This is a genomic window from Actinokineospora sp. HUAS TT18 (assembly GCF_051364635.1).
Lineage (GTDB): Bacteria > Actinomycetota > Actinomycetes > Mycobacteriales > Pseudonocardiaceae > Actinokineospora.
Genome location: NZ_CP195645.1, coordinates 1,325,387 through 1,349,618, shown reverse-complemented (window position 1 = coordinate 1,349,618; position 24,232 = coordinate 1,325,387). Strand labels below are relative to the sequence as shown.

The 24,232-nt window shown below is 72.4% G+C and carries 7 protein-coding genes; 5 read left to right on the top strand and 2 right to left on the bottom strand.

The features are described from left to right. Positions 1-15 precede the first annotated feature (15 nt). The 5 genes from ACSHT8_RS06005 (at position 16) to ACSHT8_RS05985 (ending at position 22,268) form a co-directional block, all read left to right on the top strand. Positions 16-19,017 (top strand): non-ribosomal peptide synthase/polyketide synthase, encoded by a 19,002-nt coding sequence (locus tag ACSHT8_RS06005; protein ID WP_436498500.1) that lies wholly within the window; start codon positions 16-18, stop codon positions 19,015-19,017. Beyond that, complete coding sequence (locus ACSHT8_RS06000) at positions 19,014-20,246, top strand: MFS transporter (protein ID WP_436498498.1); 1,233 nt, start codon at positions 19,014-19,016, stop codon at positions 20,244-20,246. The genes ACSHT8_RS06005 and ACSHT8_RS06000 overlap by 4 nt, the downstream gene beginning before the upstream one ends. Beyond that, entirely contained in the window at positions 20,243-20,437 is a 195-nt protein-coding gene (locus ACSHT8_RS05995; protein WP_436498496.1) for an MbtH family protein, read from the top strand. The genes ACSHT8_RS06000 and ACSHT8_RS05995 overlap by 4 nt, the downstream gene beginning before the upstream one ends. An 83-nt stretch (positions 20,438-20,520) precedes the next feature. Then, positions 20,521-21,741, top strand: a complete 1,221-nt coding sequence (locus ACSHT8_RS05990; protein ID WP_436498495.1) for a hypothetical protein — start codon at positions 20,521-20,523, stop codon at positions 21,739-21,741. A gap of 89 nt (positions 21,742-21,830) precedes the next feature. Next, positions 21,831-22,268, top strand: coding sequence for a hypothetical protein (locus ACSHT8_RS05985; RefSeq protein WP_436498493.1), 438 nt, complete (start codon positions 21,831-21,833; stop codon positions 22,266-22,268). On the opposite strand, the gene ACSHT8_RS05980 is transcribed toward ACSHT8_RS05985, so the two are convergent. Both ACSHT8_RS05980 and ACSHT8_RS05975 read right to left on the bottom strand, forming a co-directional pair. Next, positions 22,265-23,410, bottom strand: coding sequence for a glycosyltransferase (locus ACSHT8_RS05980; protein WP_436498491.1), 1,146 nt, complete (start codon positions 23,408-23,410; stop codon positions 22,265-22,267). The two genes, ACSHT8_RS05985 and ACSHT8_RS05980, sit on opposite strands and share 4 nt — an antisense overlap. Continuing rightward, entirely contained in the window at positions 23,407-24,225 is an 819-nt protein-coding gene (locus tag ACSHT8_RS05975; RefSeq protein WP_436498489.1) for a patatin-like phospholipase family protein, read from the bottom strand. The genes ACSHT8_RS05980 and ACSHT8_RS05975 overlap by 4 nt, the downstream gene beginning before the upstream one ends. Positions 24,226-24,232 lie beyond the last annotated feature (7 nt).

Here is a 24,232-nt window from a genome sequence, read left to right as displayed (position 1 = left end):
AAGGACCCCCTGACAATGACGTCATCGAAGCAGAGCAGAGCCGAGGCGCTGCCCGAGCACCTGCGCGCCCAACTCGCCCGCAGACTCGCGGGCCGCGCGGCCCCCGCCCCCGACACCATTCCCGCGGCGCCCGGGGCAGGCCCGTTCCCGCTGTCCTCGGCCCAGCAGCGCCTGTGGTTCCTCAGCGAGTTCCGCCCCGGCGGCAACGACTACAACAGCGGCACCGCCCTGCGGCTGACCGGTGACCTCGACGTGCCCGCCCTGATCGGCGCGCTGCGAGCCCTGCCGCGCCACCACGAGTCGCTGCGGACCACGTTCGCCGAGGTCGACGGCAGGCCGGTGCAGGTCGTGCACCCCGCCGCGACACTCGACGTCCCGCTCGTGGACGGCGCCCGCGCCGACCTCGACGCCCTGCTGCGCACCGAGTTTGCCCGCCCGTTCGACCTGCGCCAAGGCCCCCTGCTGCGGACGCTGCTCGTCCGGCTCGACGCGCGCGAACACGTCCTGCTGCTCGCCTCCCACCACATCGTGGTCGACGGCTGGTCGCTGGGCGTGCTCATCGAGGACCTGGCGAAAGCCTATGCGGGCCAGGCGGTGTCCGGCCCCAAGCCGCGGTACGCGGACTTCGCGGTGTGGCAGCAGGGCAGGCTCACCGGACCGGCGATGGCCGAGCACCTCGACTACTGGCGCACCCACCTCGACGGCGCCGTGCCGCTGGAGCTGCCGACCGACCGGCCGCGGCCCGCCGTGCGGTCCGTGGCGGGTGCCGCGCACCACTTCCAGGTGCCCGCGGACGTCTCCGCCAAGCTCGCGGACCTGGCGCGCGCCAACGACACCACGCTGTTCACGACCCTGATGGCCGCCTGCCAGGTGCTGATGGCCCGCTACAGCGGCCAGCGCGACATCTCGACCGGCACGGTCACCGCCGGGCGCTCCCTCGCCGAGCTGAACCGGGTCGTCGGGTTCTTCGTCAACACCGTCGTCCTTCGCTCCACAGTGGACCAGACACGGACGTTCACCGAGTTCCTCGCCGATGTCGACGGCACCGCCATGGACGCGTTCAGCCACGACGAGGTGCCCTTCGACCGGCTGGTCGAGGCCGTCGGCGCCCCGCGCGATCCCAGCCGCAACCCGTTGTTCGACGTGCTCGTCATGCTGCAGAACGCCCAGCGCGGCCTGCCGAAGTTCCCCGACATCGCCGTGGAAGAGGTGGATCTGCGCCGCTGGGCGGCCAACTTCGACCTCAGCGTCGAGTTCACCGAGCGCGCCGATCACCTCGACTGCGTGCTGGAGTACAGCTCCGACCTGTTCGACGCGGCCACGGTCGAGCGCATGGCCGGGCACCTGCTCGTCCTGCTCGACGCCATCGCCGCCGCCCCGGACCGGCCGCTGGCCGAGCTGCCCTGGCTGACCGGCGCGGAGACGGCCGCGCTCGACACCTGGAACGGCACCGCCCTCGACGTTCCCGCGATCACGTATCCGGCGCTGTTCGAGGCCCAAGCCCGCCGCACCCCGGGGACGACCGCACTGGTCTGCGGCGAGGAGTCCCTGACCTACGCCGAGCTGAACGCCCGCGCCAACCGGCTGGCGCACCGGCTGATCGCCGACGGCGCCGCACCCGAGCGGGTCGTCGCGGTGGCGCTGCCCCGCTCGGTCGAAGCCGTCGTCGCCCAGCTCGCGGTGCTCAAGTCGGGCGGGGTCTACCTCGCGATCGACCCCGCCCTGCCCGCCGAGCGGCGGGCCCAGCTCATCGCCGACTCCGGCGCGGCCATCGTCATCGACCATCCACTGGACACAGCGGACCTCCCGGACACCGACCCGGAAACCGCTCTGCGGCCGGACAACGCCGCGTACGTGATCTACACCTCGGGCTCCACCGGCCTCCCCAAGGGCGTCACCGTCGAGCACCGCAACCTGGTCAACCTGCTGCACAGCCACCGCGCGGACTTCGCGGGCGAGCGCAGGCTGCGGGTCGCGCTGTCGGCGGTGTTCTCCTTCGACACGTCGTGGGAGGGTCCGGTGCTCATGGCCGACGGCCACGAGCTGCACCTGCTGCCCGACGAGATCCGGCTCGACCCGGAGGCGCTGGTCGACTACGTCGTCCGCAGGCGCGTCGACTTCCTCGACCTCACCCCGTCCTACCTGCGCCAGCTCCTCCCGGCCGGGTTGCTCACCGGCCCGCACCGGCCCAGTGTCCTCATGCTCGGCGGTGAAGCGCTCCCCGAGGACCTGTGGCGTGACCTGGCCGCCGCCGACACCGCCGCCTACAACTTCTATGGCCCCACCGAGGTCACTGTCGACGCCCTCTCGGCTCCGGTGACCGGCGAGCGCCCGGTGATCGGCAGGCCGCTGCGCAACCTGCGGGCCCACATCCTCGACGACGACCTGCGTCCGGTTCCCGTCGGCGTTCCCGGCGAACTGTTCCTCGCGGGCGCACAGGTGGCCCGCGGCTACCTCGACCGGCCCGGCCTCACCGCGGAACGCTTCATCGCCGACCCCTTCCACGGCGGGCGGATGTACCGCACGGGCGACCTCGCCCGGTGGACGGCGGAGGGGACCGTGGAGTACCTGGGCCGCACCGACGAGCAGGTCAAGATCCGCGGCTTCCGGATCGAGCCGGGTGAGGTCGAGGCCGCGCTGCTGGGCTGCCCAGGCATCCGCGAGGCCGCAGTCGTGGCCCGCGAGGACGACGGCCACCGCAGGCTCGTCGCCTACGTGGTCTCCGCCGACACGGTCGACCCGGCCGCGCTGCGGGCCATGCTGAAGGCCACGCTGCCCGACTACCTGGTGCCCGCCGCGTTCGTCCCGCTGGACTCGCTGCCGATCACGTCGAGCGGCAAACTCGACCGGCGCGCTCTGCCCGCGCCCAGTATGCGCGCGGAGGTCGAGGGGACCTATGTCGCGCCGCGCACCGACACCGAGGCGTTGCTCGCCGACCTATGGGCGGACGTGCTCGGCGCGGACCGGGTCGGGGTCACGGACAACTTCTTCGCCCTGGGCGGCGACTCCATCCTCAGCATCCAACTGGTGTCCAAGGCCCGGCAGGCAGGGCTGCGGATCACCTCTCGGGACGTGTTCACCCACCAGACCGTCGCCGAGCTCGCCTTGGTCACCTCCCGGGCGACCGTCGCCGCGCAGGCCCCGGCGCGGACCGGCCCGGCGCCGCTCACCCCGGTCCAGCGCTGGTTCTTCGACACCCACGAGGACACCTCGCACTTCACCATGTCCGTGCTGGTCGACCTCGCGCCCGGCACCGACCACGCCGCCCTCGAACGAGCGTTGACCGCCGTGGTCGAGCACCACGACGCCCTGCGCAGCCGATTCCGCCTGGGACACCAGGAACCCGCCGACGCCGACGCGACCCTGCACCGGCACGAGGTGTCCGACGCAGCGCAGATCCCGGCGCTGGCCGACGCCGCCCGCGCGACCCTCGACCCCGGCGCAGGTCGGCTGGTGCGGGCGTTGCTGATCGAGGGACTGGACCAGCCGCGGCTCTTCCTGACTGTGCACCACCTCGTGATGGACGGCGTCTCGTGGCGCATCGTCCTCAATGACCTGGCCACCGCCTACCAGCAGTGCGTCCAAGGCGCGGACGTGCGGCTCGCTCCGGTCGGCACCGCGTTCGCCGAGTGGGCCCACCAGCTCGCCGAGCACGTCGCCACCGGCGCCTTCGATGCCGACCTCGCCCACTGGGCCGCCGTACCCGCCCCGGAACCGCTGCCCGTCGACCACGACGGCGCCAACCTGGCTGGCGACATCCGCTCGGTCACCGTCCGGCTGGATGCCGATACCACCGCCGCGCTCCTGCACCGAGTGCCCGACCGCTACCGCACCCAGGTCAACGACGTGCTGCTCAGCGCCCTCGGCCGGGCGCTCGCCGACTGGACCGGCCGCGACCGGGTGGGTGTCACCCTGGAGGGCCACGGCCGGGAGGAGATCCTCGACGGCGTTGACCTGTCCCGCACGGTCGGCTGGTTCACCACCCAGTTCCCCGTGGCGCTCGACCTGCCCGACCGCGACTGGGGCGCCACCATGAAGTCGGTCAAGGAGCAGCTGCGGGCGGTGCCGCACAGGGGGATGAGCTACGAGGCACTGCGCTATCTGCGACCCGGGACCGGCCTCGACGGCACCGCCCTGCCCGCGGTCTGCTTCAACTACCACGGGCAGTTCGACACCGCCGAGCACGGCCTGATCGGTGCCCGCCACGGCGAGTCCGGCGCGGAGATCGACCCCGCGTCCACAAGGGACTTCCAGCTGGACGTGTCGGGCCTGGTCGAAGCGGGCGAACTCGCCTTGACCTGGCAGTACTCACCCGCGCTGCATCACGAGTCCACCGTGCGCGGACTCGCCGAGGCCATGGCAGCCGCCCTCGCGGAGATCGCCGCCCACTGCGCGCAGCCGGGCGCGGGCGGGCGGACCCCGTCGGACTATCCGCTGGCCCGGCTAACCCAGTCCCAAGTGGACGCCATCGTGGGTGACGGCTCGGGCGTCGAGGACGTCTACCCGCTCACGCCGCTGCAGGCGGGCATGGTGTTCCACAGCCTGGTCGACCCGGACGGCGGCAGCTACGTCGACCAGGTCCGCATCGTGCTCGACGGCGTCGCCGACCCCGCCGCGCTCACCGCGGCGTTCCAGCGGGTCGTCGACCGGACTCCGATACTGCGCACCAGCGTGGTGTGGGAAGGCGTGGACGAGCCGGTCCAGGTCGTCCACCGGCGCGCCGAGGTCGCCGCGGACCACCACGACTGGCGCGCGCTGTCCGAAATAGACCGTCAGGCCGCGCTCGCCGACCTGCTTGCCGCCGACAGGGCGCGGGGCTTCGACCTGGGGACCGCGCCGCTGCTGCGGGTCGCCGTCGCCCGCTGGACCGACGACCGGGCTGTCCTCGTGTGGTCGTCGCACCACGTGCTGCTCGACGGCTGGAGCACCGGCCAGGTGTTCGCCGAAGTCTGCGCGCACTACCGCGTCATCACCCACGGCAGGCCCGCCGCCGCCCCCGCGCGCAGGCCATTCCGCGACTACCTGCGCTGGCTGGCCGAGCAGGACACGGGGGCGGCCGACGCGCACTGGGCGGGCGTGCTCGACGGGTTCGATACCCCAGTCGCCGTGCCGTACGACCGGCCGCCCACCCAGGCGCACCGCACCGAGTCCAGCGCGTCGGTCCGCCGCGGCCTCGACCGCGCCGGGTCCGACCGCCTCCGCGCCGCCGCCCAGCGCGCCGGTCTCACGGTGAACACCGTGGTCCAGGGCGCATGGGCGCTGCTGCTGTCGCGCTGGGCGGGCACCGACGACGTCGTGTTCGGCAGCACCGTCTCCGGTCGCCCGGCCGAACTCGCCGGGGTCGAGTCGATGGTCGGCATGTTCATCAACACCGTCCCCACCCGCGTGCGCGTCGACCCGAGCCGGACAGCGGGGGAGTGGCTGCGCGACCTGCAGGCCGCGCAGAGCGAGTCCCGACGGTTCGATTTCCTCGCCCTGAACCGAATCCAGGCGCACAGCGCCGTCACCCCGCTGTTCGACAGCGTGGTGGTGTTCGAGAACTACCCGTTCGAGGACGCCTCCAGCGCCGACGGAATCCGGGTCGCCGAGGTCCACGCGGTGGACACCACCAACCTGCCGCTCACCCTGTCCGCGCACGTGGACGACCGGGTCCACCTCGACCTCGCCTACGACCCCGCCCTCCTCGACACGACCACCGCCGAGCGGGCCGCGAACTGGCTGCTGTCGCTGATCACCGGCATCGGCGAGGACCCCACCCGGCCGCTCGCGGACCTGCCGTGGATGACCGCCGCGGACCGAGAGCAGGTCGTGGTCGACTTCAACGACACCGCCTGCGAACTGCCCTCGACGCTGTTCCCCGAGGTGTTCGAGCGCCAGGCCGCCCGCACCCCGGACGCCGTCGCCGTGGTGTTTGGGCACACCACGCTGACCTACGCCGAACTCGACGCGGCCGCCAACCGCTTGGCGCACCGGCTCATCGCCGAGGGCGCGGGCCCCGAGCGGATCGTCGCGCTCACCCTGCCGCGGTCGGCCGACACCGTCGTGGCGATCCTGGCCGTTGGCAAGGCGGGCGCGGCGTTCCTGCCGGTCGACCCGACCCTGCCCGCCGGGCGGATCGAGTTCCTGCTGCGCGACGCCGCCCCGGTTACCGTGCTCGACCAGATCGGCGACACCGCCGGGTATCCCGACACCGCCCCCGGCGTCGTCGTGCGGCCGGAGCACGCCGCGTACGTCATCTACACCTCCGGCTCGACCGGCAAGCCCAAGGGCGTCGTCGTGCACCACGGCGGCCTCGCCAACCTGTTCCACGACCACGCCGCCGAACTGCCCGGGCACGGCCGGGACCGGTTCGCGCTCACCGCCACCTTCTCCTTCGACACCGCGATCGAGGGCCTGCTGTTCCTCGCCGCGGGACACGAACTGCACGTCATCGGCGAGAATCTGCGGCTCGACCCCGAGGCGCTCGTCGCCTACCTCACCGAGCGCGCGGTCACCGTCGTGGACCTGACCCCCACCTACGCCGCCCAGCTGGTGCCTGCCGGGCTGCTCGACGCGCCGCTGCGGCTGCTCATGCTCGGCGGCGAGGCGACCCCGGAGTCGCTGTGGCGCGAGACCGCCGCACGTCCAGGGCTCGAAGCGGTCAACTACTACGGCCCCACCGAGTGCTCCGTGGACGCCACCGTCTGCCGCACGAGCGACGCCGAGCGTCCCCTCATCGGCAGGCCGCTGCGGAACCTGCGCGCCTACGTCCTCGATGAGAACCTCGACCCGCTGCCGCCGGGTGTGCCGGGCGAGCTGCACCTCGCGGGTCCGCAACTCGCGCGCGGCTACCTCGACCGGCCCGGTCTCACCGCTGAACGGTTCATCGCCAACCCGTTCGGCGGCGGCCGGATGTACCGCACCGGGGACCGGGTGCGGTGGACCGCCGACGGCAGGCTCGACTACCTGGGCCGCGTCGACGACCAGGTCAAGATCCGCGGCTTCCGGATCGAGCCCGGCGAGGTCGCCGCTGTCCTGCGCGAGCAGCCCGGTGTCCGCGACGCCGCCGTGGTCGCGCACGCCGACACCGCGGGCCACCGGCTCGTCGCCTACGTCGTCGGCGAGCCCGGCGACCTGCGCGCCGACCTCGCCCGGGTACTGCCCGACTACTTGGTGCCCGCCGCGTTCGTCACCCTCGACGCGCTTCCCCTGAGCTCCAGCGGGAAGCTCGACCGGCGCGCGCTGCCCGCCCCTGACTTCACCGCCACCGCCACCTTTGTCGCGCCGCGCACCGAGGCCGAGCGGACCGTGGCCGCGGCGTGGGCCGACGTCCTCGGCGTGCCGCGGGTCGGAGTGGAGGACAACTTCTTCGCCCTCGGCGGCGACTCCATCCTCAGCATCGGCGTGGTGTCCCGGCTGCGGGCCGCCTTCGGCGTCCAGCTCTCGCCGCGCGCCCTCTTCGACCACCCCACGGTCAGCGCGCTCGCCCGGGCCATCCCTGGTGGGGACACCAGCGTCATCCCCCGCCACGACGGACCCGCGCCGCGCTCGTTCGCCCAGGACCGGCTGTGGTTCCTTGACCAGTTCGAACCGGGCGACACCGAGTACGTCAGCCCGACCGCGCTGCGCCTGTCCGGGCCGCTCGACGTCGCCGCGCTGACCACGGCGCTGACCGGCCTGATCGCCCGCCACGAATCACTGCGGACCACGTTCGACGACACCGGGGCACGGGTCGGCGAGCCGTATCCGGCCGCGCTGAGGGTGATCGAGACCGACGACCTCGACGGGGTCCTCACCGAGGAGAGCACGCGCCCGTTCGACCTGCGCCGCGGGCCGCTGCTGCGCACGACCCTGATCCGGCTCGGCGCCGAGGAGCACGTCCTCGTCCTGACCCTGCACCACATCATCACCGACGGCTGGTCCACGGCCGTGCTGACCGAGGACCTCGCGGACCTCTACCGGTCCGCGCTGTCCGGCGTGGCCGCCTCCCTTCCACCGCTGCCGCTGCGCTACCGCGACTTCGCGGCCTGGCAGCGCGAGCAGGCGACCGACAAGCAGCTCGCCTACTGGCGTGGCGCACTCGCGGGGATCGAGCCGCTGCGCCTGCCCACCGACCGACCGCGGCCCGCGGTCCGCTCGACAGCGGGCGCCGCGCACGAGTTCACGCTCACCCGCGAGACCGCCGCCGCGCTCAGGCGCGGCGAGGGCACGCTGTTCATGACCCTGCTCGCCGCCTGCCAGGTCCTGTTCGCCCGCTGCAGCGGGCAGAGCGACATCGCGGTCGGGACCGCGGCGTCCGGGCGGGAGCGCGCGGAGCTGGAGCGGATCGTCGGCTTCTTCGTGAACACCCTCGTCTTGCGCTCCACAGTGGACACCCGGCGGACCTTCGCTGACCTGCTCGGCGACGTGCGTGCCACCGTCCTCGACGCGTTCGCCAACCAGGACGTCCCGTTCGAGCGGGTCGTCGACGCGGTGGCCCCGGAGCGCGACCCCAGCCGCTCGCCGCTGTTCGACGTGATGGTGCTGCTGCAGAACACCCCCGACGAGATCCCCGACCTCGCGGGCCTCACCGTGACCGAAGTCCAGGTCCCGGTGATCACCTCGACCTGTGACCTCACCATCGAGTTCCAGGAATCCGCCGACGGCCTGCGCGGCGCGGTCGAGTACAACCCGGACCTGTTCGACGCCACCACGATCGAGCGGATGGCCGGACACCTGACCGCGCTGCTGACCGAGATCGCCGCCGACCCGCACCGGCCGATCGGCGAACTGCCCCTGGCCGACGAACGGGCCCAACTGGCCCAGTGGCAGGGTGGCGGCCGGTCCGTCGACGAGGTCGCGCTGCATTCGATCTTCGCCGCCCAGGCCGCGGCCACACCCGACGCGACCGCGGTCGTGTGCGGGCCGGACGCCCGCACGTTCGGCGACGTCGACGCCGCCGCGAACAGGCTGGCGCACCTGCTGATCGAGCGCGGCGCGGCGCCGGAACGCCTGGTCGCCCTCACCCTGCCGCGCTCGGCCGACCTCGTGCTCGCGATCATGGCTGTCCTCAAGTCGGGAGCCGCCTACCTGCCGGTGGATCCGACACTGCCGCGGGAGCGAATCGACTTCCTGCTCGCTGACGCCGACCCGGTCACCGTCGTCGACGCGATCCCCGACACCGACGGCTACCCGGACACCGACCCCGGTGTCGCGACCCATCCCCGCCACCCGGCCTACGTCATCCACACGTCGGGCTCCACCGGCACGCCCAAGGGCGTCGTGGTCGACCACGGCAACTTGGCGGCGCTGTTCACCCACCAGCGCGCCGAGTTGATGGCGGGGGAGCGGCTGCGCTACGGGCAGACGTCGGTGTTCTCCTTCGACACCGCCGTCGAGGGCCTGCTGTTCCTCGCCGCGGGCCACGAACTGCACGTCATCGAAGACGACACCCGCCTCGACCCGCACGCCCTCGTCGCCTACGCCGACCGGCACCTCGACGTCCTCGACGTGACCCCGGCGCACGCCCGCAGGCTCCTCGACGCCGGGCTCACCGGCACCGCCCTGCGCACGCTCACCCTCGGCGGCGAGGCGATCGACCCGGAACTGTGGCGCGCGCTCGCAGACGCGGACCTGGCCGCGGTCAACCTCTATGGCCCCACCGAGGTGACCGTGGACGCGACGTGGAGCCGGGTCGCGGGGGAGCGGCCGGTGATCGGCAAGCCCCTGTCGACCGTGCGCGCGTACGTGTTGGACGACGACCTGCGGCCCGCGCCGATCGGTGTCCCCGGCGAACTGCACCTCGCCGGTCCGCAGGTCGCCCGCGGCTATCTCGGCAAACCTGGCCTCACCGCCGAGCGGTTCATCCCCGACCCGTTCACCGCGGGCCGGATGTACCGGACCGGCGACCGGGCCCGCTGGCTCGCCGACGGCACCCTGGAGTACCTGGGCCGCGCCGACGACCAGGTCAAGATCCGCGGCTTCCGGGTCGAACCGGGCGAGGTGACCGCCGCGCTGCTGCGCCACTCGGACGTCCGCGAGGCCGCTGTCGTCGCCCGCGCGGCCGGGGGACACCAGCGGCTCGTCGGCTACGTCGTGGCCGACACCACCGACGACCTCGCCGCGTTCCTGCGCCGGAGCCTGCCCGACTACCTCGTGCCGTCCGCCATCGTCGGCCTGGACCGGCTCCCGACGACCGCCAACGGCAAGCTGGACCGCCGCGCGCTGCCCGCCCCCGAACTGCCCGACCCGACCGGATTCGTGCCGCCGCGGCCGGGAGTCGAAGCCGAGTTGGCGGCGATCTGGGCCGACGTGCTGGGCGTGGAGCGAGTCGGCTCGCGGGACAACTTCTTCGCCCTCGGCGGGGACTCGATTATGAGCATGCAGGTGGTTTCCCAGGCCAGACGCGCCGGTCTGCGGCTGACCTCGAAGGACATCTTCCTCCGCCAGACCGTCGCCGGCCTGGCCGTCGGTGTCGACCACCGCGTCGCCAAGGCGGAGATCGAGGCCGCCGGTCCGGCGCCGCTGACCCCGATCCAGCACTGGTTCTTCAGCACCCGCGCCCCCGAGCACCGCGACCACTTCGCCATGTCCATGGCCGTCTCGCTCGACCCGGCCGTCGACGTCGACCGGCTTCGCGGCGCGCTCGACACGGTCGTGGCGCACCACGACGCCCTGCGCACCCGGTTCGACCTGACTGACGACGGGTGGCGGCAGGAGCCGACCTCGGTGGGCGACCTGCTGCGCGTGGCCGAAGGGGACCCGGATGAGGAAGCGTTGGCCGCTCAGACCGGGCTGAGGATCGCCGATGGCGAGATGCTGCGCGCGGTCCTGTTCACCGGGGCCGAACCCAGCCTGTTCCTCGCGGTGCACCACCTGGTCATGGACGCGGTGTCGTGGCGCGTCCTGCTGACCGACCTCGAACGCGCGTACGCGGGCGACCCGCTGGACTCCGCTGTCCCCTTCGGACAGTGGGCGCGGCGGCTCGCCCAGCAGGTCGCCAGCGGCGGCTTCGACGACGACCTTCCCTACTGGCGGTCGATCCCGGCCGTCCCACCGCTGCCGATCGACGGCGCCGACAACTCCGTGGGCGCCGCCCGCACCGTCTCGGTGACCCTCGACGAGGCCACCACCGACGCCCTCCTCCACCAGGTGCCCGACGTCTACCGCACCCAGATCAACGACGTGCTCCTCGCCGCCCTCGGCCGCGCCCTGACGGACTGGACGGGCTACGACCGGGCGCTGGTGACCCTGGAAGGACACGGTCGCGAGGACGTGCTCGACGGACTCGACGTCGGCGGCACGGTCGGCTGGTTCACCAGCCAGTTCCCGGTCGCGCTCCACCTCACGGACCGCGACTGGGGCACCGTCCTGAAGTCGGTCAAGGAGACCCTGCGCGCCGTCCCGCGCCGTGGCCTGAGCTTCGAGGCGCTGCGCTACCTGCGCCCCGACAGCGGCTTGGGCACCGTCCCCGAACCGCAGGTGATCTTCAACTACCTCGGCCGCTGGGACGACGACTCCGGGGCCGACCTACTGCGCGCCAAGGCACCCGACCTCGGCCAGGACATCGCCCCGGACAGCCGACGCAGCCATCTGCTCGACATCACCGCCGCGGTCTCGGCGGGCAGGCTGCGGCTGGACTGGGAGTTCGTCGGCGACGAGACCACCGTGCGGGACCTGGCCGAGGCGATGTCGGCCGCGCTGCGGGAGATCGTGGCGCACTGCGCCGCCCCCTGCGCCGGGGGCCGCACCCCGTCCGACTTCCCGCTCGCCCGACTCGACCAGTCCCAAGTGGACGCTCTGGGCGCGGCCGAGGATGTCTACCCGCTCACCCCGCTGCAGTCCGGGATGCTGTTCCACAGCCTGGTCGACGGCGGATCCGCCTACGTCAACCGGACCCGGCTCCGGCTGCGCGGTGTCCGGGACCCGCACGCCCTGGGCGCGGCCTGGCGGCGCGTCGCCGAGCGGACGCCGATCCTGCGCACCGACGTCGTCTGGCAGGGCGTCCCCGAACCACTGCAGGTCGTCCGCCGCGAGCCGCGCCTGTCCATCGAGTACCGGGCGGTGACGGCCGATGACGAGACCGCGGGCATCGACGTGGCCGCGGGTCCGCTCACCCGGGTGGTCATCGGGCCGGTGTCCGGCGACACCGTCGACGTGCTGTGGACGTCGCACCACCTGCTGCTCGACGGGTGGAGCACCGCGCAGCTCTTCGCCGACGTCCTCGCCGAGTACGCGGGCCAGGAGACTCCCGCGCGCCGCCCGTTCGGCGACTACCTGGCGTGGCTGGCCGACCAGGACACCGCCGCCGCCGAACAACACTGGCGCGCGGTTCTCGCCGCCGTGGAAAGCCGCACACCACTGCCGTTCGACCGCAGACCGGTCGACGCCCACCGCGCCGAGTCCACCGAGCACCTCCGGGTCGGCCTGCCCGCCGGGCCGGTCGAGCGGATGGCCCGCGTCCACGGGCTCACCGTGAACACCGTCGTGCAGGGCGCGTGGGCGCTGCTGCTGTCCCGGCACAGCGGCGAGGACGACGTCGTGTTCGGCACGACCGTGTCCGGGCGGCCAGACGACCTGCCGGGCGTGGAGTCCATGGTCGGGATGTTCATCAACACCGTGCCCACCCGCGTCCGGGTCGACGGCGCCGACACGGTGGTGTCGTGGCTGCGTGCCCTGCAGGCGGCGCAGGCCGAGTCCCGCCGGTTCGACTTCGTGTCGCTGGCCCAGGTCCAGTCCTGGAGCGCGGTGCCCGCGGGCGAGCCGCTGTTCGACAGCGTCGTGGCGTTCGAGAACTTCCCGGACGGGTCGGAGACCGAGGGCGCGCCCACCGTCGAGTCCGTCGAAGCCGCGGAGACCACCAACCTGCCCCTCAGCGTCGCCGCCCACCTCTACGACACCGACCTGCGCGTGGAACTCGGCTACGACCCCCGCCTGTTCGACGGCTCCACCGCCCGCACCCTCCTGCGGCGACTCACCGCGTTGATCGAGGCCATCGCCGCCACCCCCGAACACCGGGTCGCCGACCTCCCGTGGCTGTCCACAGCGGAATCGGACCTCCTCGCGGTCTGGAACGACACAGCGAGCCCGGTCACCCCCACGGTGTTCGCCGACCTCTTCGCCGCGGCCGTCATCCGCACCCCCGACGCACCTGCCGTCGAAGCCGGCGACACGGTCCTCACCTACGCCGAGGTGAACGCCGCGGCCAACCGCCTGGCCCACCACCTCATCGCCAAGGACGCCGCCCCCGAGCGCGTCGTCGCCCTGCACATGCCCCGCTCCGCGGACCTTGTCATCGCCCAACTGGCGGTCATCAAGGCAGGCGCCGCCTACCTCCCGGTCGACCCGGCCTACCCACCGGACCGCGTCACCTTCATGCTCGACGACGCGCGCCCAATCCTGGTCCTCGACGCCCTGCCCGACACGCACGCGTTCCCCTCGACCGAACCCGATGTCGACGTCTCCGCGGCATCACCCGCCTACCTGATCTACACCTCCGGCTCGACGGGAACCCCCAAGGGCGTCCTGGTGACCCACGCCGGCCTGGCGAACTTCGCCACCGCCGAACGAGCCCACTTCGACGTCGGCCCCGGCGACCGGGTCCTGGCCTTCTCCTCACCCAGCTTCGACGCGTCGGTGCTGGAGTGGGCCGCGGCCCTCACCAGCGGCGCCACCCTCGTCGTTCCGCCACCCGGCCCCGCGGTGGGTGTCGACCTCGCCGTCCTCCTCACCCGCCTGCGCGTCTCCCACGCCCTCATCCCACCGGTCGCACTCGCCACGGTCCCGGATGGTGACTACCCGCACCTGCGCACCCTGATCGTCGGCGGCGACACCTGCCCCGCCGACCTGGTCCGCCGCTGGTCGACCGGCCGACGGATGATCAACGCCTACGGCCCCACCGAGGCGACCGTCGCGGCCACCTGGACCCAACCCCTGTCGGCCGCCGACCTCCCGCCCGCCATCGGCAGGCCCCTGCCGAACACCCGCGCCCACGTGCTCGACCGCGACCTGCGCCCGGTCCCACCCGGCGTGCCCGGCGAGCTGTATCTCTCCGGGCACGGCCTGGCCCGCGGCTACCTGCGCAGGCCCGGCCTCACCGCCCAGCGGTTCCTGGCCGACCCGTTCGGCGCGCCCGGCGACCGCATGTACCGCACCGGCGACCTTGTCCGCTGGACCACCCGGGGCGAGCTCGAGTTCATCGGCCGCGTCGACAACCAGGTCAAGCTGCGCGGCTTCCGCATCGAGTTGGGGGAGGTCGAGTCCGCCTTGGCCGCACTCCCAGGCGTCACTGCCGCCGCGGCCATCGTCAGCGAAGACCCTCCACGACTCGTCGCCTACCTGGTCGGTGAAACCGACGACCCGCGTGCCGCTCTCGCCCGCACGCTGCCCGAGCACATGATCCCCGCCGCGTTCGTGACGCTCGACGCCCTCCCGCTCACCTCGAACGGCAAACTCGACCGCCGCGCCCTGCCCGCTCCCGAGTGGACACCCGCCGCCGGACACGTGCCGCCGCGCACCCCCGGGGAGCGGGCCGTCGCGGCGGTGTGGTCGGACGTGCTCGGTGTCCCCGAAGTAGGCGCCACGGACAATTTCTTCCTCCTGGGCGGCGATTCCATCCTCAGCATCCGCGTCGTCTCCGGGCTGCGCTCGGCGCTCGGCGTCGACGTGTCACCCCGGATGCTGTTCACCCATCCCACGGTCGACGCCCTCGCCGCCGTCCTCGGCGACGCCGCGGCCGAGCCCATCCCGAGACTGCCGAACGACACCGACGCGCCGCTGTCGTTCGCCCAGGCTCGCCTCTGGTTCCTCCAGCAGTTCGCTCCCGAGAGCACCGAGTACGTGACACCGCTGGCCCTGCGGCTGCGCGGACGGCTCGACGTCGACGCGCTCTCGGCCGCTGTCACCGCGCTGGTCGCCCGCCATGAGGCCCTGCGCACGACGTTCCACGAGAAGGACGGCGGCGGCGTGCAGACCGTGCACCCGCCCACCGAAGTCCGAGTCCCGGTAGTCGACGCGCTCCGACCAGAGCGCCCCTTCGATCTCAGCGAAGGACCACTGCTGCGCACCGCCCTGGTGCGAGTCGCCGAGGACGAGCACATCCTCGCGCTGACCATGCACCACATCGTCACCGACGGCTGGTCCGCGAACGTCCTGCTGACCGACCTCGCCGAGCTGTACCGTGCCGAGGTCACCGGCACCGCGCCCGACCTGCCCGCGCTCCCGGTGCGCTATCGCGACTTCGCCGCCTGGCAGCGCGGCCGCACCGAGGTCATGGCGGCCCAGCTGACGCACTGGCGCGACGTCCTCGCCGACCTGCCCGCCTTGGATCTGCCGACCGACCACCCGCGTCCCCCGGTCCACACGACCAACGGAGCGCAGCTCGACTTCACCGTCCCCGCCGAGGTCGCCGACTCGCTGCGCACACTGGCCCGCGGGCAGGACGGCACGCTGTTCATGTCCCTCGTCGCGGCCTGCCAGGTGCTGTTGCACCGCTTCTCCGGCCGGCACGACATCGCAGTCGGCACGGTGGCCGCGGGCCGCGAACACCCGGACCTGCGCCTGCTGGTCGGCTTCTTCGTGAACACCCTGGTCCTGCGGTCCACAGTGGACCCGAGAGAGACGTTCGCGGAATTCCTCCGTCGCGTTCGGGCGACCGTCCTCGACGCGTTCGCCCACCAGGACGTCCCCTTCGAACGGGTCGTCGACGCCGTGGCCCCGGACCGTGACACCAGCCGCACCCCGCTGTTCCAGGCCATGGTGGTCCTGCAGAACGCCGTCGGCGAGACCGTCGGCCTCCACGGCCTCACCGCCGAGGACGTGGCCACGGAGTCGGTGACCGCGAGCTACGACGTCACCTTCGAGTTCCACGAGACCGACGACGGCGGCCTGCACGCCACCCTCGCCTACAACACCGACCTTTTCGAACCCGACACCGCGACCCGCTTCGCCGACGCCCTGCGACTCATCCTCGCCGCCGCGGCGACCGCCCCGGCAACGCCGGTGGGCATGCTCCCTGTCGTCACCGAGTCCGAAGAGTCGCTGATGCGCACGTGGAACGACACCACGCGCCCAGTCCCGACCGCCTCCCTGGCGGAGCTGGTGCGCGCTCAAACCACGCGCACCCCACACGCCCCCGCCATCATCGCGGGCGACGTCGTGATCGACTACGCCACCCTGGAATCACGGACGGACACGCTGGCCGGCGAGCTGGCCGCGCGCGGCGCCCGCCCGGAAACCGTGGTCGCGATCATCCTCGGCCGCTCACCCGACCTGGTCATCGCCGAACTCGCCGTCACCAAGACCGGCGCGGCGTTCCTCCCGATCGACCCGACCTACCCACCCGACCGCATCACCGCGATGCTCGACGACGCCCGTCCCGCCCTGATCATCGACAGCCCGCTGACCGAGGATCTCAGCCACCATTCCGGCGCGGACGACCGCCTCCGCGACTCACGCTTCCCGGTCGAACACCCCGCGTACGTCATCTACACCTCAGGCTCCACCGGCCGCCCGAAGGGCGTCGCCGTCACCCACGCGGGCCTGGCGAGCTTCTCCGCCGCCGAGATCGAGCACTTCGACGTCCGCGAGGGCGACCGCGTGCTCGCGTTCTCCTCACCCAGCTTCGACGCCTCGATGCTTGAGCTGTGCATGGCGCTGCCCGCGGGCGCCGCGCTGGTGATCCCACCACCCGGCCCGCTGCTGGGCGATGACCTCGCCGACGTCCTGCGCGGCCACCGCATCACCCACACCCTCATCCCACCGGTCGCCCTCGCGACCGTCCCGCACGCGGACCTGCCTGACCTGCGCACGCTGATCGTCGGCGGCGACACCTGCTCAGCCGAGCTGGTGGCCCGCTGGGCGCCGGGCCGCCGCATGGTCAACGCCTACGGTCCCACCGAGTCCACTGTCGTCGCGACGTGGAGCGAGCCGCTGGTCCCGGGACGCACCCCGCCGATCGGCGCGCCGATCAGGAACACCCGGGCGCACGTCCTGGACGGCGACCTGCGACCGGTCCCCATCGGCGTCGCGGGGGAGCTGTACGTCGCGGGCGTGGGGCTGGCCCGCGGCTACCCGCGCCTGCCCGGTCTGACCGCCCAGCGGTTCATCGCCAACCCGTTCGGCGAGCCGGGGGAGCGGTTCTACCGCACCGGCGACCTCGTCCGCTGGACCCGCGACGGCGACCTGGAGTTCGTCGGCCGCGCCGACGACCAGGTCAAGGTCCGCGGCTTCCGCATCGAACTCGGCGAGGTCGAATCGGCCCTGCGCGGCCACCCCGACGTGACCGACGCGGCGGCGGCCGCGCACACCGACGCGGCGGGCCACAAGCGGCTTGTCGGCTATGTCGCCGCGGCGAATCCACCGACCGCGGCCGAACTGCGCGAGTTCCTCAGCGCGACCCAGCCCGACTACCTCGTGCCGACGGCGTTCGTCTTCCTCGACACACTCCCGGTGTCGCCCAACGGAAAGGTCGACCGCCGCGCCCTGCCCGCACCGGAGATCCACACCGAGGCCCACCTCGCTCCGACGAACCCGACCGAGGCCGCGCTCGCCCGAATCTGGGCCGACGTGCTCGGCGTCGACCGTGTCGGGATCTCCGACAACTTCTTCACCCTGGGCGGCGACTCGATCCTGAGCATCCAGGTCGTCGCCCGCGCCCGGCAGCGCGGAATGCGGCTGGCCACCAGGGACCTGTTCCTGCACCAGACGATCGCCGAACTCGCCCCCGCGGTCACGGTCCTGGAGCGTGCCGACCACACCCCGGCGACCGGCCCTGTGCCCCTCACCCCGATCCAGCACTGGTTCTTCGACACCCACAGCGGCAACCCCCACCACTTCAACCAGACCCACTTCGCCGAGCTGACCGCGGAACCGGACGTCCCGGCGCTTCGAACCGCGTTCGACGCGCTCATCACCCACCACGACGCCCTGCGGCTGCGCTTCCACCACGATGACGGTGTCTGGCTCCAGCGCAACGCCGAACCAGGACCCGCCGACGTCCTCACCGAACACTTCATGTCCATTGTGGACGGAAACGAGCTGGAACGGGCGGCCGACGTCGTGCACGCCGGATTCGACATCGGCGCAGGCCCGCTGCTGCGGGCGGTCCTGTTCCACTTCGCCGACGGGTCCCGGCCGCGCCTGCTGATGGTGGCCCACCACCTCGTCGTGGACGGCGTCTCCTGGCGCATCCTGCTCGACGACCTCGACACCGCCTATCAGCAGGCCCTGAACGGCAAGCCGATCGATCTGGGTGGCAAGACCACCTCGTTCCAAGAGTGGTCCACCCGGCTCGGCGCGTTCGTCGAGGGTGGCGGGCTCGACCACGAGCTCCCGCACTGGAGCGCGGCGTCCGGCCGTGGGGGCGTGCCGGTCGACCATCCCGAGCCGGTCGCGGGCAGCCCGACCGCGGCGGTGTCGGTCCACCTCGACCCCGAGGACACCGACGCGGTGTTGCGCGGTGCTCCGACCGCGTACCGCACCCGGATCAACGACGTGCTGCTCGCCGCTCTCGCCTGGTCGCTGTCCAGGTGGACGGGGCGTGCGGAGGTCGGCGTGCACCTGGAGGGACACGGCCGCGAGGACGTCATCGACGGTGTCGACCTCTCCCGGACCGTCGGCTGGTTCACCACGATGTTCCCCGTCGCCCTGACCGTTCCGCGTGGCGACTGGCGGACCGTGATCCGGGGCGTGCGCAAGCAGCTGCGCGCGATTCCAGGCAACGGCTTCGGCTACGGCGCTTTGCGGTACCTCGGCGCGCTGACCGCCGACGGACCCGAGCCCGCGGTGTCCTTCAACTACCTCGGCCAGTTCGACTCCCGCGCCCAGGATGAGGAGAGCAGTCTGTTCCACGCCACGCTCCCGGCCATCGGGCAGGACCACGATCCCGGCAACGGTGGGGGACACCTGCTCGACGTGGTCGGCGAAGCTGCCGACGGGAGGCTGACGTTCGCCTTCTACTACCGGCCGGACCGACACGACCGCGGCACCGTCGAGCGGGTCGCCGCCGACTTCGCCACCGCCCTGCGCGAGATCGCGGCCGACTGCGGGCGGGCGCGGTGACCAAGTCCGCTCCACCCGTTCCCCTGTCCCGCAACCGCGACTACACCCTGCTCTGGGCCGGTCAGGCCTGCGCCGAAGTCGGCTTCAGCGCCTCCATGATCGCATTCCCGCTCCTGGTCCTCGCCCTCACCGGGTCCGCGGCGGCGTCCGGGCTGGTGCTGGCCGCCGACGCCGTCGCGCAACTCGTGGCGGGGCTGCCCGCGGGGGCGCTGGTCGACCGCTGGAACCGCAAGCTCGTCATGCTCGCCTGCGAGGCGGTCCAAGCCGCCGCGCTCGCCAGTCTGGTCGCCGTCGTGCTGTGGGAGGTGGCGACGATCCCGCATCTCGTCGCGGTCGCCGCCGTCCTCGGAACGTGCCGCGCGCTCTTCGAACCCGCCGAGGACGCCAGCCTGCCGTCGCTGGTACCCGATTCCCAACTCGCCACCGCCGTCGCGATGAACGGCGCCCGGTCCTCGGTCGGGCAGATGGCGGGCACCGCGCTCGGCGGCGTCCTGTTCGCCGTCGCCCGCTGGGTCCCGTTCCTCCTCGACCTCCTCACCCACGTCGTCGCGTTCGTCGCACTCGCGTTCGTCCGCCTCCCGAGGCGCGCCGCGGCGACGGCGGCGACCCCCGACCTGCGGCGCGAGATCGCCGAGGGACTGCGGTGGGTGTGGCGGCACCCGGAGATCCGGGTGACCGCCGCGTGCGCCATGAGCCTCAACCTGTTCTTCAGCGCGTACTACCTGATCGTCATCGTGCTGGCCGACCGACGGGACATCCCCGCGGCGCAGATCGGCGTCATGGCGGCGATGCTCGGGGTCGGTGGTGTCGCGGGCTCGCTGCTCGCGCCCTACCTGCACCGCACCCTCAGCCCGTACCTGTCCATCGTCGGTGTCTTCTGGGCGCTGACGGCGCTGGCCCCGATCGCGCTCGTGGTCGACAACGGCTACCTCATGGGAGTGCTGTTCGCGGGCATGGCCCTGCTGGCGCCCACCGCGAACACCACCATCACCACCCACCAGCTCCTGCTCACCCCGGATGCCCTGCGCGGCAGGTTGAGCGGCGTCATGAACGTGGTCGTCGGCGCCGCCGCCGCGCTCGGCCCGGTACTCGGCGGCCTCCTCGTCGAGGCGGTCACCGCCGACCAAGCCGTCCTGCTGTGCGCGGCGGGCATGGCGGTCGTGACGGTGTTCGTCACCGCGAACCGAACCCTCCGGCACTACCCCTCGAAGAAAGGAACCCCAGAGTGAGAGACGACATCACCTACCTGGTCCTCATCAACGACGAGGAGCAGTACTCCCTGTGGCCCGCCCACCGCGAGATCCCCCCGGGCTGGCGCGCGGAGGGCACGACCGGCAGCAAGGACGAGTGCGGCGCCCACGTCGACCGCGTCTGGACCGACATGCGCCCCAGATCCCTGCGCGAACACATGGACGCCTGAGTGCCCGCGCCCTCCCCGCTCGCCGCGGGGAGGGCGGGTGCGGCTCGGATGGGCCGGGGGACCCAGCCCTAGGCTCGGTCCCCATGCCCCAGAAGATGACTGATGAGCGGGCGATCGACGAGTGGTTTCACCGCCGTGGGATCCCGCTGATGCTCGACACACCCGGGCGCAACGCGCGGGTCGCCCAGCGCATGACCGGCCCGCTCGCCGTCGGGTGGTTCGGACCGTGGGTCGTGGACGCCTTCACCGAGCCGGACTGGGCGACGGCCGTGGGGCTGGCGGTCTCCGTCGCGGCGGTGGTGCTCCTGTGGGCGGCGGGCAACCTGTCGCGGCGGCGGGCCCCGTTCGCGCTGCCGCCCCGCGTCGGCGTGCTCGAGGTGGTCGGTTTCGTCGTGCTGCCGCCACTGGCCGTGCTGCTGAGTGAATGGGTGAAGGACCGGTCGGAACTGGACCTGGGCGGCGAGTTCGCGGGTGTCGCGCTCCTGGTGACCTACGTCGGGTTCGTCATCGTGCAGATCGTGGTGCTGCTTGTCGCGTGGGCGGTCGTGCGCAGCGGCCTCGTCTCGCTGGCCCGCTTCCTGCTGCGCGAGTTCTCCAACGCGGCGAGCGTCGTCGGGGTGGCCGTCGCGCGCACCCTGCCGGTGATGCTCGGCGTCGTGACCTTCTTCTTCCTGACCGCCGAGGTATGGCAGTCGGTCGGCAGCATCGGGACGCCCGCCTACATCACCGCGCTGCTGCTGTTCCTTGTCGTGGCGGGCTACTTCCTCGGCAGCCGCTTCCAACTCGACCTGGACGCCCTGGCCCGGTTCGAGTCACGCGCCGAGATCGAGTCGGCCGTCGCGGGCACCTCGATCGGCTCCCGGCTCACCGTGCCGGACGCCGGGAAGCCGCTGACCGTGGCGCTCGACCGGTCCGAGCGCCTGCAACTGCGGCTGATCGCCGCGCTGTCCAAGCTCGTCGTCGCCTCGGTCGTCGCGAGCGCGGTGTTCGCGTTCTTCCTCCTGCTCGGCGTGCTGGTCGTCGACGCGGCAACGGTCGAGGCGTGGACGACGGCGCCGCCGCGGGTCATCCGCGAGTTCGATCTGGGCGGCGTGCGGCTGGCGATGACGTGGCAGCACGTGCGGGTGGCGGGCTTCCTCGCCGTCTTCTCGGGCTTCTACTACTCCGTCGTCTCCGCGACGGACGCCAAGCTGCGCGAAGGCGTCCGCGACACCGCGACCGACGCCGTACGCCAGGCGTGCGCCGTCAAGCTCTGCCTCGAGACGCCATTGACTGGCTGTGACCGGACACCCGCTGTACCGTGATCGCGTGGGAATCGCGGGCTGAGGGGAGTGCCGTGGCGCAGTCGCGAGCTGAGGAGTGGAATCGCCGGACCAAGTTGGGAAGCGCGAATGTGCACGAACCCACCAACGAGGAACGACTTGCCTATGGCAGCGCACTTCTGGCCGTGACCCGGGGCGACGGCGTCGTGTCGCCGGGGGAGCGGGAGTGGATTCTTGGTGCGATGGCCGCCGAAGGAACGCCGGAGTCCGTGCTCGAGCAGTTGGCCGCCGATCCCGGCGACGCCGATCCGGTGGCGCTGCTGCCGCGGATGATCACGTCGGACGGTGAGCGGTGGCTGGAGAGCCGGAAGCGGACGCTGATCTACAACGCGATCAAGGCGTGCGCGGCCGACGACTCCTACCACGAGGGCGAACGGGCAGCGGTGCGGCGGTTCGCGGCGGCGGCGGGCCTGACTGAGGACATCGTCGTCCAGTTGGAGCAGCTGCAACAAGATGACGCCGATCTGGCGAAGAAGAAGCGCGTCGTGCTGGCGATCCCGCAGGACTAGGCGAGCCCGGCCAGCAACCCGGCAGCCTGAGCCGCGCCGCCCGAGTCCGCCAGGGTGCGGGAAGCGTCCAGGGCCGCGGCGCGATACTGGGGCTCGTTTAGTACGCGCCGCACGCTGTCGCGAAGTTGGGCGGCGTTGAGCTGCCAGAAGTCCAGTTGGATGCCAACCCCGGTGTCGGCGACCCTCTGGGCGATCATGGGCTGGTCGGCGGTGATGGGCAGCACGACCAGCGGTAGCGCGTGGGTGAGCGCGTCGCACACTGTGTTGTGCCCGGCGTGGCACACCACCGCGTCCATGCGTTCCAGGACGCTCCGCCACGGCACGAACGGTCGCACCACGAAGTTGTCCGGCACCGCGGGCGGCCTTTCCGGTGTCACGAGCACCACCTGCAGCTCCGTGTCGGCCAGCGCATCGATGACCAGCTCGGTAAACCCTCGACCCCGGCCCGCGGGCGTCGTGCCGAGTGAGACCAGGACCCGTGGACAGCCGCGCAGCGACTCGAAGGGGAACGGTGTCCGCTCCGGGAGACCGGTGTTGGTGGCGCCGACCAGGTGCAGTTGGTCGACGGCGGGCAGCGGCCCGTTCAGCAGCTGCGGGATCGTCGTCGCGATGACAAGGTCCGCTGAGCAGATCGGCGTATCCGCCGGTGTCAGTCCCATGTCGCGGTCCAGTGCGCCGATCAGCTGCGCGAACCAGTCACCGGCCGCCGAGACCGGAAGGACCGCGTGCGGCAGGCTCGACGGGGTGACCAGCAGTGTCGCCCAGCGGAGGTCGCGTGCCCTGGCCACGACCGAACCGGCCAGCGCCTGCCGGTCGACGACAAGGACATCGGGCCTGAAGATGTCGACGGCGCGTTCCACTCCGGGGATCATCGCCCGGGCAAGCGGTTCGAAGTAGTGCTCCCACCACGTCGCGCGGCCGGGATCGTCGAGCGCGAGCGCGAGGGCATGGCTGAACATGGCCGCGACGCCGGTGTCCTCGAGGGCGAACACCGTCGCGTCGGTGGGCAGGTGCTGTCCGACCACGTTCTCATGCACAGCCCAGCCGACCTCGTGGCCCATCGCGTCCAGTTCCGCGGCGATACTGACCGCCGGGTTCAGATGACCGACCAGCGGTGGCGTGACGAACAGGAACCGGCTCACCAGTCCGCCGCGTCGAGTTGTGCCGCCAACGCACTCGCCTGGCGGATCCCCGCCTGGTACGCCGGTTGCCAAACGCGCACGTCGAAGTTGCCGACGAACGCCTCGAGCGCGGCTTCGTCAGGACTGAACCGCACCACGGCGTCGGCGGTCACGCTCGCGAGCTCGGCGTCGAGCCGGCCGACTGGTGCGCGGTACGCCAGCGGTTCGAGCACCAGCACCTTCGCCGCCGGTGCCGCCAGGTCGGCGTTCGTCGTCGACCAGAGCCCGCCGTCCACGAAATGCCGACCATCCACCACGACGGGTGGCACGATCCCGGGAAACGCGTGCCCGGCGGTGACCGCCGCGGACAGCGACACACCGGTGTCGCGGTCCCACACCTCGCGCCGACCGCTGCCCGCTTCGATGACCGGGATCCGCAATCCGCCGCTGTGCCAGTCATCCCCGCCGACCAACGCCGCGATGCGTGCGAACAGCGACGTCTCCGCCCGCGGTTGCTCCATCGCGACCTGCAAGACCTCACGCCGCGCCAGCTCCCGCTCTGGCGTGTCATCGGTCCCTTGCGCGATCTTCAGGGTCTCCCACAGCCGCGGGTTCGGCGGAGGCAGTGCTCGGGTGTCGTCGCCGGAGTGCAGATCAGGCGGGTCCGCCAGCGCGTCGAGATCCCGTCCCGTCACCAGCATCCCGCCGACCATGGCGCCCGACGACGTGCCGACGATGACGTCGGCCAGGCCCAAGTCCACTCCGTCCCGCCGAAGTCGGGTGGCGAGGCCGGTCATCCACGCCGTCCCGGCGATCCCGCCTGCGCCCAGCACCACCGAACGC

Coding starts and splice junctions, on each gene's coding strand:
- ACSHT8_RS05990 (WP_436498495.1), top strand. CDS start 20,521: ATGCCCCAGAAGATGACTGATGAGCGGGCGATCGACGAGTGGTTTCAC.
- ACSHT8_RS06005 (WP_436498500.1), top strand. CDS start 16: ATGACGTCATCGAAGCAGAGCAGAGCCGAGGCGCTGCCCGAGCACCTG.